Origin of the sequence: Streptomyces sp. NPDC057617, from assembly GCF_042800555.1 — a bacterium.
Classification (GTDB): Bacteria; Actinomycetota; Actinomycetes; order Streptomycetales; family Streptomycetaceae; genus Streptomyces.
On the sequence record NZ_JBHVGV010000006.1, the window covers coordinates 1 to 13,774 of the forward strand.

Sequence of the window (13,774 nt, forward strand, 5' to 3'; positions counted from 1 at the left end):
TCCACCGCGTTTGCCCGTAACGCAATTCAAAGGCCGGAAATGGGCGCGCACATGCCCGGCGCATGGCCTCCGCGCATAAGAGCGGGGCCCGGCGCACAAGGGCAGAACGAAGGGGCGGGCGCCCCCGCACAGGGCGCCCGCCCCTTCGTCCTCTTCCGGAGCCGCCCGCCGGGCCGGTGAGGGTCGGGGCAACCGGCGGATACGCTCCGGGGTCTTCGACAGCCGGGCTAGGGCCTGTCTTCGCGATCAGGCACTAGCGCGAGTCGCTGCCCGCCGAGGCCGCCGCCGCGCGCCCCGCCTCCAGCCGTGCCACCGGGATACGGAACGGCGAGCAGGACACATAGTCCAGGCCCACCTCGTGGAAGAAGTGCACCGATTCCGGGTCGCCGCCGTGCTCCCCGCAGATGCCCAGCTTCAGCCCCGGCCGGGTGGCCCGGCCCGCCTCCACCGCGCTCCGTACCAGCGCGCCCACCCCGTCCCGGTCGATCGTCTCGAACGGCGACACCCCGAAGATGCCCTTCTCCAGATACGCCGTGAAGAAGCTCGCCTCCACGTCGTCCCGGGAGAAGCCCCACACGGTCTGGGTGAGGTCGTTCGTACCGAAGGAGAAGAACTCCGCGGCCTCCGCGATCTGTCCGGCGGTCAGCGCCGCGCGCGGCAGCTCGATCATCGTGCCGAGCGCCAGCTTGAGTTCGGTGCCGGTCGCGGCTTCCACCTCGGCGATGACCTGCTGGGCCTCGTCCCTGACGATCTCCAGCTCCTGGACCGTACCGACCAGCGGGATCATGATCTCGGCGCGCGGGTCGCCCTTGGCGTTCCTGCGCTCCGCGGCGGCCTCGGCGATGGCCCGTACCTGCATGGCGAACAGACCGGGGATGACCAGGCCGAGTCGTACTCCGCGCAGCCCCAGCATCGGGTTCTGCTCGTGGAGCTTGTGCACGGCCTGGAGGAGGCGCAGATCGTTCTCGTTGTGGTCCTTGCGCGCCTCGGCGAGGGCGACCCGTACCGACAGTTCGGTGATGTCGGGCAGGAACTCGTGCAGCGGCGGGTCGAGCAGACGGACCGTCACGGGCAGCCCGTCCATCGCCTCGAACAGCTCGATGAAGTCCCGCTTCTGGAGCGGCAGCAGCGCGCCGAGCGCCGTTTCGCGCTCGTCGTCCGTGTTGGCGAGGATCAGCTTCTCGACCATCTCGCGGCGCTCGCCCAGGAACATGTGCTCCGTACGGCACAGGCCGATGCCCTGGGCGCCGAAGCGGCGGGCGCGCAGGGCGTCCTCGACATTGTCGGCGTTGGCGCGCACCCGCAGCCTGCGGCGGCGGTCCGCGTACGCCATCATCCGGTGCACCGCCTCGACCAGTTCGTCGGCGTCGTCGGCGCCCGCGTGCATCCGGCCCTCGAAGTACTCGACGACGGGCGACGGTACGACGGGGACCTCACCGCGGTAGACCTTGCCGGTCGAGCCGTCGATGGAGACGACGTCGCCCTCCTCGACGACCGTGCCGTTGACGGTCATCCGGCGCGCCTTGGTGTCGACCTCCAGCTCCTCGGCGCCGCACACACAGGTCTTGCCCATGCCACGGGCGACGACGGCGGCGTGCGAGGTCTTGCCGCCGCGCGAGGTCAGAATGCCCTCGGCGGCGATCATTCCGTCCAGGTCGTCGGGGTTGGTCTCGCGGCGGATGAGGATGACCTGCTCGCCGGAGCGGGACCACTTGATGGCGGTGTACGAATCGAAGACGGCCTTGCCGACGGCCGCGCCCGGCGAGGCGGCGATGCCGCGCCCGAGCAGCTCGCGCTTGGCGTCCTCGTCGAAGCGCGGGAACATGAGCTGGGCGAGCTGGGCGCCGCTGACCCGCTGGAGCGCCTCGGCCTCACCGATCAGCCCCTGGTCGACGAGCTGGGTGGCGATCCGGAAGGCGGCGCCCGCGGTGCGCTTGCCGACCCGGGTCTGGAGCATCCACAACTGGCCGCGCTCGATGGTGAATTCGATGTCGCACAGATCGCGGTAGTGCGTCTCCAGGGTCTCCATGATGCCCATGAGCTGGTCGTACGACTTCTTGTCGATGGTCTCCAGCTCGGCGAGGGCGACGGTGTTGCGGATGCCCGCGACGACGTCCTCGCCCTGGGCGTTCTGCAGGTAGTCGCCGTAGACGCCCTGCTGGCCGCTGGCGGGGTCGCGGGTGAAGGCGACGCCCGTGCCGGAGTCGGGGCCGAGGTTGCCGAAGACCATGGAGCAGACGCTGACGGCGGTGCCGAGATCGCCGGGGATGCGTTCCTGGCGGCGGTAGAGCCGGGCGCGGTCGGTGTTCCAGGACTCGAAGACCGCGCGGATCGCGAGATCCATCTGCTCGCGCGGGTCCTGCGGGAAGTCGCGCCCCGCCTCCCGGGAGACGATCTTCTTGAAGTGCTTGACCAGCCTCTTGAGGTCGCCGACCTCCAAGTCCACGTCGGTGGCGGCCTGTTTGGCCTGCTTGGCCTCCTCCAGCGCCTCTTCGAAGAGCCGGCCGTCGACACCGAGGACGGTCCTGCCGAACATCTGGATGAGCCTGCGGTACGAGTCCCAGGCGAAGCGCTCGTCGCCGGCCTGGGCGGCGAGCCCGGCCACGGAGGCGTCGGAGAGACCGACGTTGAGGACGGTCTCCATCATGCCGGGCATGGAGAACTTGGCGCCGGAGCGTACGGAGACGAGCAGCGGGTCGTCGTGCTGGCCGAGCTTCTTGGCCATCTTCCGTTCGAGGGCGTCGAGATGGGCGCTCACCTCGTCGCGCAGCGAGGCCGGTTCCTTGCCGCTGTCGAGGTAGATGTTGCAGGCCCGGGTGGTGATGGTGAAGCCCGGCGGGACAGGCAGCCCGAGGTTGGTCATCTCGGCGAGATTGGCACCCTTGCCGCCGAGGAGGTCCTTGAGATCCTTGTTGCCCTCGGTGAAGTCATAGACGAATTTCTCGGCTGAGTCTGAGTGTGGATCATTCTTTTCCGGCACGGGTCTCGACTCCTCGAAGACGCGGTGGCTGCCCTGACGGCGAGGAACATACCCATTTCGAAGGTACCTCGGTACGTCCACTTGCCTGTCATACGGTCTTAACCACCCATCCGCCAGCAGATCGAAAGTGGCCCCGGTCAAGCGCGCTCGCGATGGCGTCTTCACGCCTCGAAGCGGACATGACCTGCCCATGACGCGCCATGCTCATCTGAGCTAGGACATCGACGTCTGAGTTCAGGATATGAACACAGAAGGGGTGGCGCGGGACGCCACCCCTTCCAGAAATGCATGCACCCACAAGTCGCTCATGTGAGCTAAATGCCGATCAAACGTGGCGAGAATCACGCCCCGACCGGCTCCGTGATTCCAGGATCCGGACGCCCGTCGGACCCGGTCACGGTCCCCGTAACCCGGCCGTCACACGCGCCGGGAGCGCAGCCGCTCAGCACACCGAGATCGACCTCTTCCAGGCTCCGCGCGAAATACCGCCCGGGCGCCGGCTCCACGGGCAGCAGCGAGGGCACCACCATCACCGCGCATCCCGCCGCCTGGGCCGAGGCGGTGCCGTCCGGTGAGTCCTCCACCGCGACACATTCCCCGGGCGGCACCCCCAGCCGCTCGGCCGCCGCCAGATATGGATCGGGGTGCGGCTTGGTCCGTACGGTGTCGTCGGCCGAGAGCGTGAAGGCGAAGCCGGCATCGGCCAGCGAGCCCGCCACCACCGAGTCCACCACGGCCCGCGGCGAGGCGCTGACCAGGGCGAACGGCACCCCGGCGCGCTCCAGCCCGGCCAGCAGCGAACGGGCGCCCGGCCGCAGCGGCGCGCCCGCCTCCACCCGCCGGAAGAAGGACCCGGCCAGCTCGGCCGCGACCGTATCGGCGCGGCCGCCGCCCGCGACCCGGATCAGATGAGCGGCCGTATCAGCGACCGCGCGGCCGACGACCTGGGGCGCGTCCGCGGCGGAGAGCCGGTGGCCGAGGCCGGCCGCGACCTCCTCCACCGACTCCCACCACAGCACCTCGGTGTCGACGAGCGTGCCGTCCATGTCGAAGAGGACCGCCGCGGGCGCCCTCACGCGCCCTGGCCGGCGGCCGGAACAGCGGCGGAAGCACCGGCGGAACCGGCGGCGGGCACCACGAGGACCGGGCGCCGCGCGGGCTCCACCCTCGCGCGCACCCCGGGCACCAGCTCGCCGGCGTCCCGCGACGGCACGTCCGACTTGACCGAGCCGCCGCCGGGCAGATCGAGCAGCACGCGCGTCACCGAACCGAAGAAGGACGCCGAGACGACCGTGGCCGTACCGGCCGGATCGGCGGTGGCGGTGATGTTCTCGGGACGGATCAGCACCTCCACCTCGCGGCCGGCCGGGATCTCGCCGTCCACGGGCAGTTCGGTGCCCGCGACCGCGACCAGACCGCCGTCGGTGAGCCGCCCCGGCAGCCGGTTCATCGCGCCGACGAACTCGGCGACGAAGGCCGTGGCGGGCCGCTCGTACAGCTCGGCGGGCGGAGCGCACTGCTCCAGCCTGCCCGCGTTGAGCACCGCCACCCGGTCGGCCATGGAGAGCGCCTCCTCCTGGTCATGGGTGACGAAGATGGTGGTGATGCCGAGCGAGAGCTGGAGGCGCCTGATCTCCTCGCGCAGGGTGAGCCGGACCTTGGCGTCGAGCGCCGAGAGCGGCTCGTCGAGCAGCAGGACGCGCGGGCGCAGCGCCAGCGCGCGGGCCAGCGCGACCCGCTGCTGCTGGCCGCCGGACATCTGGTGCGGGAAGCGGTCGCCGTGGGCGGGCAGGCCGACCAGATCGAGGAGTTCGGCGGCGCGGGCGCGCCGCTCGTCGGCGGACACCTTCCGTACGCGCAGCCCGAAGGCCACGTTGTCGCGGGCGTTGAGGTGCGGGAAGAGGCTGTACGACTGGAAGACCATGCCCGCGTCGCGCCGGTTGGCCGGGACCCGGGTGATGTCCTCGCCGTCCACCAGCACCTCGCCCGAGTCAGGGTGCTCGAAGCCGGCGAGGACGCGCAGCGCCGTGGTCTTGCCGCAGCCGGAGGGGCCGAGCAGGGCGAGGAGTTCGCCGGGCTCGGCCGTCAGGTCGAGGCCGTCGAGGGCGACGGTGGAGCCGAAGGCCCGGCGCAGGCCCCGGAATTCGACTCGGGCGCCGCCGGCCGCGGCCGGCTCCGGCCGCTCCGCGGTCGCTGTGGAGGTGGATGACATGGGGGGTCTACTCCTTGCCGGAAATGTTGCCGGAGACGTTGCCGGAGGTGGAAGGGGCCGCGGGGGCCGGAGCCGTGGAAGGGGCGGGGGTGGCTGGAGGGGCCGGAGTGGCGGCCGAGGTACGCGCGCCCGCCCGCGACAGGACCAGCAGCAGCACCCAGGTGATCAGCAGGCTGAGCAGGGACACCGCCACCGACATCCGCGCCTCCGCGCCCGAGACGGTGACGATCCACACGGCGAAGGGCTGGAAGCCGAGCAGCGAGGCGATGGTGAACTCGCCCAGGACCAGCGCCAGGGTGAGGAAGGAGGCACCGGCCAGTGCGGAGCGCAGGTTGGGCAGGATGACCCGCAGGATCACATACGGCCTGCTCGCCCCGCAGTTGCGCGCGGCCTCCACCAGGGTCGGTACGTCGATGGCGCGCAGCCCGGCGTCGAGCGAGCGGTAGACGAACGGCAGGGCCAGCACCGTATAGGCGAGCACCAGCACGATCGGGAACGACTCGTTCTGCACCGCGAGGAACGTCTGGTAGAGCGGGGTGCGCGAGAAGTGCTCAGGCCCCCAGCGCAGCACCGTGGTCACCCCGGTGACCAGCGCGATCGGCGGCACCACCAGCGGCAGCATGCAGACGATCTCGACCAGCGGGGCCAGCTTCGGCGCGCCGAGCCGTACCGCCACCAGCGCCGGCACGGTCAGCAGCAGCGAGAGCAGGATGGTGGCGGCGGCGAGCCCGAGCGAGAGCAGCAGACTCCGGGTGAAGCCCTCGGCGGACAGGATTCCGGTGTACGCCGAGAAGGTGAGGCCCTGTCCTGGGACGCGGACCGTGAAGACGAACGAGGAGACCAGCGGTACGAGGAAGTACAGCCCGGCCACGAACAGGACAACCCCACGCCAGACACGCGGCCGGCGGCGGGTGCGCGCCGTCCCGCCGTCCCGTGCCTTGCGGGGAGCCGCGGGGGCGGGGGCGGCCGGGGGCGCGGTGGGGGTCAGTGCAGCCATCGGGTGCTCCGTCGCTGGAGGGGCAGATAGACCGCCATGACCAGGCCGGCGATCACGATCATGTCGAGGCTCAGCGCGAGCGCCACATTCTCCTGACCGACCAGTACGTTGCCGGAGAGCGCGTCCGCGATCTTCAGGGTGACCAGCGGGACCGAGCCGCCGACCAGCGCGGCGGCAGTGGCGTGCGCGGCGAAGGCGCTGCCGAAGAGCAGTACGAACCCGCCGAGCAACGAGGGCGCGAGGACCGGCAGTCCGACATGGCGCCAGAACTGCCAGTTGGTGGCACCGGCGTTCTGCGCGGCCTCCCGCCACTGCGGCCGCAGACCGTCCAGCGCGGGCACGCTGACCAGCACCATCAGCGGCACCAGGAAGTAGAGGTAGATCAGGGTGAGTCCGGTGAAGGAGTACAGGTTCCAGCCCAGGCCGTCGAGATGGGCGAGCTGGGTGACCACACCGGAGATACCGAGGGTGGCGACGAACGCGAACGCCAGTGGGATTCCGCCGAAGTTGGCGAGCACACCGGAGGCGGTGAGCACCCCGTTGCGGAGCGCGCCGCCGCGCGAGGTGACGACGGCCTGCGCGATCAGCATCCCGAGCACGGTGCCGATCACGGCGGTCAGCGCGGAGAGTTCGACGCTGCCGACGATGGAGGTGAGATAGGGGCCCTGGAGCGAGCGCTGGAGGTGCTCGCCGGTCAGGGAGGTGGCGCCGGTGGCGGGATCGTCCCGGGTGACGGCCCCGTACAGCAGGGCGCCGACCGGGAGTCCGAAGCACAGTCCGGCGAAGACGAGCAGCGGGAGGGCGCCGAGCCAGGCGCGCGACGCCCGCCGCCGACGGCGACTGCCGTCGGCGGCGCCCACCGCTGCGAGCGGGGTGGGGACGGACGTGGGGGCGGTCATCAGGAGACGGCCTTGTCCCAGTTCTCGGCGAGGGTGGCGTTGGCCTTGTCCAGTTCGGCCGACTCCGGGAAGGCCGGGGTGCCCTCGACCTGGGGCAGCTTGCCGACGAAGGTCTTGTCGGCGGTGCCGTCCGTGGTCATGGCGGGCAGCAGCACGGGCCGCGCGTACCCCTTGAGCCAGAGGTTCTGGCCCTCGGCGCTGTACAGGAACTCCATCCACAGCCGGGCGGCGGCCGGGTGCGGCGCGTCCTTGTTGATGGCCTGCGAGTAGTACTGCGCGTAGACGCCGTCGCTCGGGATGGCGACCTTCCAGTCCACGCCCTTGCCCTTGAACTGGTCGGCGTAGCTGGCGTTCAGGTAGTCCCAGTCGATCGAGATGGGCGTCTCGCCCTTCTCGACCGTGGCCGGGGTGGACTCGACGGGGATGAAGTTGCCGCTCTTCTTCAGCTTGCCGAAGAAGTCGATACCGGGCTGGATGTCGGCGAAGGAGCCCTTGTTGGCGAGGGACGCCGCGTACACGCCGCCGAAGGCCGAACCGGACTTGGTGGGGTTGCCGTTGAGCGCCACCTTGCCCTTGTACTCGGGCTTGAGCAGATCGGCGAAGGTCTCGGGGCAGGTCTTGATACGGGAGGCGTCGCAGCCGATGGAGACATAGCCGCCGTAGTCGTTGAACCAGCGGCCGTCCTTCTCCTTCTGCGCGTCGGGGATCTTGTCCCAGGCCTCGACCTTGTACGGCGCGAAGAGGTTCTCGGCGGCGCCGCTGCGGGCGAAGGCGATCCCCAGGTCGAGCACGTCGGGGGCGCGGTCCTGGCCCTTGCGGGACTTGACGGCGGCGATCTCGTCGGAGCTGGAACCGTCCGGGTTCTCGCTGTTGACCTTGATCTTGTACTTGGCTTCGAACGCCTTGATGATCTCGCCGTAGTTCGCCCAGTCCGGCGGAAGGGCGATCGCGTTCAGCTCGCCCTCCTTCTCGGCGGCGGCCACCAGGTCCTTCATCCCGCCGAAGTCGGCGGCGGAGGTGGCGGCCGCGGAGTCGGCGGTGTCGGCGGATTCCTCGGGTGCCGCACCACAGGCGGTGAGCGCGGTGAGAGCGGCGGTACTGAGCGCCAGGGCGGCTGCCAGCCGGCCGTTGGCGCGGGCACGGAGTCGGGTCACGCGGTGTCTCCCGGAGCGAAGAGAGGGTGTCACTTGTTCATACAAGCTGGCATCAGTTCGCCCGGTCCAGATGACTCAGCAGTGAACGAATGATGGCGGCGGCGGCACGGCCCGACGAAGACCAGTCCTTGCAACTAGCTGGTCAGCACAGCCTTTCAGGGAGGATTTCCGGAAGAATTGACGCTCAACAGGGCATCCCGGGGTCCGGACACCCGGCGGGACGTGCGGTTAGAGTGAGGGCCGGGTCCGCGGCGGATAAGCGCACCTGTGCACAGTTCCGGAATTCAATGGGGGCAGGCGTGGGCAGTTCGCGGTATCTGGAGATCGCGGAAGCGCTGCGGAAGTCGATTCTGGGCGGCGAGTATCCGGTCGGCGCCCGGCTGCCCTCGGAGAGCGATCTGGCGGCCCGCTGGTCGGTGTCGCGCGGGACGGTACGGCAGGCGGTGGGGCTGCTCGCCTCGGACGGCCTGATCGGCTCGCGGCAGGGGGCGCGCCGGGTGGTCCTGCGTCAGGAGCGCCGCCACAGCTTCCAGCAGCTCAACAGCTTCGCGCAGTGGGCGCAGGCGCTGGGGTGCGAGGTCTCCAGCCGGATACTGAGCCGTACGTCACGGCCCGCCACCGCGGAGGAGTCGTCGCGGCTGGGGGTCGCTCCGGAGAGCGAGGTGCTGTACGTCGTACGGCTGCGCAGACTGGACGGGGAGCCGGTCATGGTCGAGCGGACCGCGTACACGGACTGGGTCGCGCCGGTCGTACGTGCCCTGCCCGACGATGTCGTGTCGATCATGGACAGCATCGCGGAGAACGCGGACATCGTGGCGCACTACGGCGAGCACCTCATCGACGCGGTCGCGGCGGGCAGCGAGGACGCCCGGCTGCTCCGTGTCCGCCGCGGCAGCCCGCTGCTGCGGCAGCGCCATCTCACGTACACGGCCGCGGGCCGGCCGATCGAGTGGACGGACGACCGCTACCGGGCGGGCAGTGTGGCCTTCAGTGTCAGCAACTCCGCGGCGGCCACCCCGCTGGAGCGGCACGCGGGCCCGGAGGTGACACCGCAGCCGCCCCGCCCGGAATAGCGCGGGGGTCAAGCGCCGGCAGGGCCGGGGCGGAGGGCCGGGCGCGGGCCGGGGTCCGGAGGGCCGGGCGCGAGCCGAGTGGGCCACTTAAGCCCTGTTCAGCCTCCTGAGGTGTCCAGTTCGGCTTCCGCGCCGACACAGGAGTGGTCGTACGGGTCCTTCAGCCAGCCGTCCGGCAGGACGACCCGGTTGTTGCCGGACGTACGGCCGCGCGGCCCGTCCGCACCCTCCGGCCAGGGCTGGTCGAGGTCGAGACGCGACAGCAGCGTGTCCAGTTCGGCGAGAGACGAGGCGACCGCCAGCTCCTTGCGCGGCCCCGAACCGACCGAGAACCCCTTCAGATACCAGGCCACATGCTTACGGAAATCGATCACCCCGCGCGCCTCGTTCCCGAGCCACTCCCCCAGCAGCTCGGCATGGCGCCGCATGATCCCGGCAACCTCCCGCAGTGACGGCCGCACGGGAGCGCCCGTACCCTCGAAGGCCGCCACCAGGTCGGCGAAGAGCCAGGGCCGCCCCAGGCAGCCGCGCCCCACGACAACGCCGTCGCAGCCGGTCTCGCGCACCATCCGCAGCGCGTCGTCCGCCGACCAGATGTCGCCGTTGCCCAGCACCGGGATCTCCGGGACATGCTCCTTGAGCCGCGCGATGGCGTCCCAGTCCGCCGTACCCCCGTAGTGCTGCGCGGCGGTCCTGCCGTGCAGGGCGATCGCCGTGACGCCCTCGTCGACCGCGATCCGCCCGGCGTCCAGATACGTGAGGTGGTCGTCGTCGATGCCCTTGCGCATCTTCATCGTGACGGGCAGGTCCCCGGCGTTGGAGACCGCCTCGTGCAGGATCGCCCGCAGCAGGGGCCGCTTGTACGGCAGGGCCGAACCGCCGCCCTTGCGGGTCACCTTGGGCACCGGGCAGCCGAAGTTGAGATCGATGTGGTCGGCCAGATCCTCGTCCGCGATCATCCGGACCGCCTTGCCGACGGTGACCGGATCCACCCCGTACAACTGGATCGACCGCGGCGTCTCGGCCGCGTCGAAGCGGATGAGCTGCATGGTCTTCTCATTGCGCTCGACCAGCGCCCGCGTGGTGATCATCTCGCTCACGAACAGCCCCTTGCCCCCGCTGAATTCGCGGCACAGCGTCCTGAACGGCGCGTTCGTGATCCCGGCCATGGGGGCGAGCACCACCGGCGGGCGCACGGTGTGCGGCCCGATCGCAAGTGACGGCGTGGTCGCGAGCGAAGACGTGGCGGGTGAAGAGGTGGTGAGGGTGTCGAGCGAAGCGGTCATCCGCCCATTGTCGCGCACGACGATAGTCATTAGTTAGTCGTACTATCGACATATGCCCGAGCTGAGTCACCGGCGGCGCGTCCTGGTCCTGGCCATCTGCTGTATGAGCCTGCTGATCGTCAGCCTGGACAACACCGTCCTCAATGTCGCCCTCCCCTCCATGCAGCGGGAGCTGCACGCCTCCGTCTCCGGGCTCCAGTGGACCATCGACGCCTACACCCTGGTCCTGGCCTCCCTGCTGATGCTCTCGGGCTCCACCGCCGACCGGATCGGCCGCCGCCGGGTCTTCAAGACCGGGCTCGTCCTGTTCACCCTCGGCTCCCTGCTCTGCTCCCTCGCGCCGAGCCTGGAATCGCTGGTCGCCTTCCGCATGGTGCAGGCCGTCGGCGGCTCGATGCTCAACCCCGTCGCGATGTCGATCATCACCAACACCTTCACCGAACCCCGTGAGCGCGCCCGCGCCATCGGGGTCTGGGGCGCGGTCGTCGGTATCTCGATGGCGGCGGGCCCACTGGTCGGCGGGCTGCTGGTGGACTCGGTCGGCTGGCGGTCGATCTTCTGGATCAACCTCCCGATCGGGATCGCCGCGCTCCTGCTGACCTGGCGGTACGTTCCCGAGTCCCGCGCCCCGAAGCCGCGCCGCCCCGATCCGGTCGGACAGCTCCTGGTCATCGGCATCCTGGGCTCGCTGACGTACGCGATCATCGAGGCGCCCACCGCCGGGCTGACCTCGCCGCGGATCCTGGCGTTCGCCGCCGTCGCCGCCCTCTCGCTGATCGGGCTGCTGCTGTACGAGCCGAGGCGCAAGGAGCCGCTGATCGATCTGCGGTTCTTCAACAGCGCGCCGTTCAGCGGGGCGACGGTGATCGCCGTCTGCGCCTTCGCCGCGCTCGGCGGGTTCCTCTTCCTCAATACGCTCTACCTGCAGAACGTACGGGGGCTGTCCGCGCTGCACGCCGGGCTGTACATGCTGCCCATGGCGACCCTGACGTTCCTCTGCGCGCCGCTGTCGGGGCGGCTCATCGGCAGCCGCGGGCCCCGGCTCTCGCTGCTGATCGCCGGCACGACGATGACGGCCAGCGGTGCCCTGTTCGCGGCGACGGACGCGGAGGGCACCAACGCGCTGCTCTTCACCGGCTATGTGCTGTTCGGTCTGGGCTTCGGCATGGTGAACGCGCCGATCACCAATACCGCCGTCGCCGGAATGCCCCGCTCCCAGGCGGGTGTTGCCGCCGCGGTCGCCTCCACCAGCCGCCAGATCGGCTCGACGCTGGGGGTCGCCGTGATCGGCGCGGTACTGGCGGGCGGGGTCGTCGGCGTCACCGCGTCCGCACCGCACGCGCCGTCGGCCTCGTACACCGCGGCTTTCACGGCCGCGAGCGGCCCGGCCTGGTGGATCATCACGGCCTGCGGACTCTGCGTACTGCTGGTGGGGGCGCTGACCAGCGGGGCGTGGGCACGCGCGACGGCGCGGCGTACGGCGGAACGGCTGGAACCGGTCAGCGCGCGGGCCTCCGTGGAGACCGGGCGCTGAAGCCGCGTCGAGGCGGTGGAGGCGGCGCGGAAGCTGCTGAAGCTCAGGCCGGGGCGGGCACCAGGCTGTGCAGCCGCTCCAGCCGATCCCTGGACTCGGCGTCCACGGGGATGTAGCTGACCAGCCGCGGTCCCGCGGAGGGGCCGAGCCAGAGATTGGTGTACTCCAGATTGAGCAGCCCCACCCGGGGGTTGGCGAACCGCTTGGTCCTGTCGCCGACCACCGCGACCACTTCGTGCTGCTCCCAGATCTCCCGGAACTCGGGCGAGGCCGACCGCAGCCGCCGCAGAAGCGTCTTCCACGCGGGCTCCGCGAGATGCTCGGCCATGGCGGCCCGGAACTTGGCCGCCATCATCCGGATCGTCTCGTCCCGGTGGACGAGCGCGGCGCGCCACTCGTCATTGGTGAAGGCGAGCCACATGGCGTTGCGGTCCTCGGGCGCCAGCGCGTCGAGATCGCACATGAGATGCCCGTACACGCGGTTGTACGCGAGGATGTCGTACCGCCCGTTCTGCACACAGGCCGGATACGGCTCAAGGCGCTCCAGCATCTGCCGCAGCGCGGGCGTGATGGTCGGGCAGGGCGTGCCGGGGGCGGGGTCGACGGCGCCCGCGAGCGCGAAGAGATGCGCGCGCTCGCTGCGGTCGAGCAGCAGGGCGCGGGCGAGCGCGTCGAGCACCTGGGCGGAGACCTGGATGGAACGGGCCTGCTCAAGCCAGGTGTACCAGGTGACTCCGACAGCGGAGAGCTGGGCGACCTCCTCGCGCCGCAGCCCCGGCGTACGGCGGCGGCTCCCGCGGGCGAGTCCGACCTGCTCGGGCGTGATGCGCTCGCGCCGGCTGCGCAGAAAAGCGGCCAGCTCATGGCGCCGGATGTCGGTCTCCTGCACAGCCATGCTCATGGGGTCCAGCGTGCCGCAGGTCCCAACCCGTTGCCAGGTGGTGCGAGTACCAGGATGAGCCGCTCCGATACCAGGCTGAGCACCGCAGCGGCCAACGGGCCGTACGGGCCGTACGCGCACCGCCCGGCCGGTCAGGCGCCGGTCGGGCGGTGAGTGTTGTTGACGTTTCTGGCGCTCTTCTTACGGAGGCCACGTCTCTTGTCCTCTTGTTGCTTGTCCTCTTGTTGGCAGAGGCCGTGTCATTTGCGCCTTACAGAGGCTGTGTCACTGGCTGTGTCACTTGCGCTTTCCGCGCGTCTCCACCGCCGTGTCGGGGCCCGGCGAGACGATCGTTTCATGGCCGTCCTCACCGCGTACCTTGAAGGGCGGTGTGCCGTTCGGTCCCAGCACCTCCACGACTTCCACCACACGGTCGTGCTTGCCGACCACCCTGCCGTGCATCACCAGGCGGTCACCCTTGCTCGCTTTCATCCCGCACTCCCAAGCCGCTCGTCGACGCTGTCATCCCTGTCACCGGCTGTGATCGCCAGTGTACGGAATGTCCGGTTCTGTGTCGTCCGGAAGCGCCTCAGCCCATTGCCGGGTAGTTCATCTACCAGGATAAAGACACTCTGGTACCAGGCTGTGTGACGCGCGATCGTCGGATGCGTGAGCAGAGCATCCGCGAAACACACCTCCAACGCGGCAACGGGCCCGGCGACGACCTCGTCCGCCGCCGCCGCTCCCGGCGGGCCCTCC

At 70.4% G+C, this 13,774-nt stretch carries 11 protein-coding genes; 2 read left to right on the forward strand and 9 right to left on the reverse strand.

Annotated features, from left to right (window positions below; all coding sequences use genetic code 11):
- Window positions 1–253 precede the first annotated feature (253 nt).
- The 6 genes from ppdK to ACFU9P_RS16420 form a co-directional block, all read right to left on the reverse strand.
- Window positions 254–2,980 carry a pyruvate, phosphate dikinase gene (gene ppdK / locus ACFU9P_RS16395; protein ID WP_384081049.1) on the reverse strand — a complete coding sequence of 909 codons (2,727 nt, stop codon included), beginning with the start codon at window positions 2,978–2,980 and terminating at the stop codon, window positions 254–256.
- 341 nt (window positions 2,981–3,321) lie between these two features.
- Entirely contained in the window at window positions 3,322–4,056 is a 735-nt protein-coding gene (locus ACFU9P_RS16400) for an HAD family hydrolase (RefSeq protein WP_384081051.1), read from the reverse strand.
- Window positions 4,053–5,192, reverse strand: coding sequence for an ABC transporter ATP-binding protein (locus tag ACFU9P_RS16405; protein WP_384081054.1), 1,140 nt, complete (start codon window positions 5,190–5,192; stop codon window positions 4,053–4,055). The genes ACFU9P_RS16400 and ACFU9P_RS16405 overlap by 4 nt, the downstream gene beginning before the upstream one ends.
- Before the next feature lie 7 nt (window positions 5,193–5,199).
- A complete protein-coding gene (locus ACFU9P_RS16410; protein ID WP_384081057.1) occupies window positions 5,200–6,189 on the reverse strand; it encodes an ABC transporter permease in 990 nt (329 codons plus the stop codon).
- Window positions 6,177–7,088, reverse strand: coding sequence for an ABC transporter permease (locus ACFU9P_RS16415; protein WP_376384830.1), 912 nt, complete (start codon window positions 7,086–7,088; stop codon window positions 6,177–6,179). The genes ACFU9P_RS16410 and ACFU9P_RS16415 overlap by 13 nt, the downstream gene beginning before the upstream one ends.
- Window positions 7,088–8,242 carry an ABC transporter substrate-binding protein gene (locus ACFU9P_RS16420; RefSeq protein ID WP_376384828.1) on the reverse strand — a complete coding sequence of 385 codons (1,155 nt, stop codon included), beginning with the start codon at window positions 8,240–8,242 and terminating at the stop codon, window positions 7,088–7,090. The genes ACFU9P_RS16415 and ACFU9P_RS16420 overlap by 1 nt, the downstream gene beginning before the upstream one ends.
- Window positions 8,243–8,541: 299 nt before the next feature.
- Here ACFU9P_RS16420 and ACFU9P_RS16425 point away from each other — a divergent pair, with 299 nt between their 5' ends.
- Window positions 8,542–9,315 carry a GntR family transcriptional regulator gene (locus ACFU9P_RS16425; RefSeq protein WP_376384825.1) on the forward strand — a complete coding sequence of 258 codons (774 nt, stop codon included), beginning with the start codon at window positions 8,542–8,544 and terminating at the stop codon, window positions 9,313–9,315.
- A gap of 98 nt (window positions 9,316–9,413) precedes the next feature.
- Here the strand turns inward: ACFU9P_RS16425 and dusB are convergent, their stop codons facing one another.
- Window positions 9,414–10,631: a tRNA dihydrouridine synthase DusB gene (gene dusB / locus ACFU9P_RS16430; RefSeq protein ID WP_384081061.1), complete on the reverse strand. Its 1,218-nt coding sequence runs from the start codon at window positions 10,629–10,631 to the stop codon at window positions 9,414–9,416.
- Between the two features lie 22 nt (window positions 10,632–10,653).
- Between dusB and ACFU9P_RS16435 the strand changes: the two genes are divergently transcribed.
- Window positions 10,654–12,135, forward strand: coding sequence for an MFS transporter (locus ACFU9P_RS16435; protein WP_384081064.1), 1,482 nt, complete (start codon window positions 10,654–10,656; stop codon window positions 12,133–12,135).
- 43 nt (window positions 12,136–12,178) lie between these two features.
- On the opposite strand, the gene ACFU9P_RS16440 is transcribed toward ACFU9P_RS16435, so the two are convergent.
- Together ACFU9P_RS16440 and ACFU9P_RS16445 are read right to left on the reverse strand one after the other, a co-directional pair.
- Window positions 12,179–13,036 (reverse strand): helix-turn-helix transcriptional regulator, encoded by an 858-nt coding sequence (locus ACFU9P_RS16440; protein WP_384081067.1) that lies wholly within the window; start codon window positions 13,034–13,036, stop codon window positions 12,179–12,181.
- Window positions 13,037–13,312: 276 nt separating this feature from the next.
- Complete coding sequence (locus ACFU9P_RS16445) at window positions 13,313–13,507, reverse strand: DUF1918 domain-containing protein (protein ID WP_046503541.1); 195 nt, start codon at window positions 13,505–13,507, stop codon at window positions 13,313–13,315.
- Window positions 13,508–13,774 lie beyond the last annotated feature (267 nt).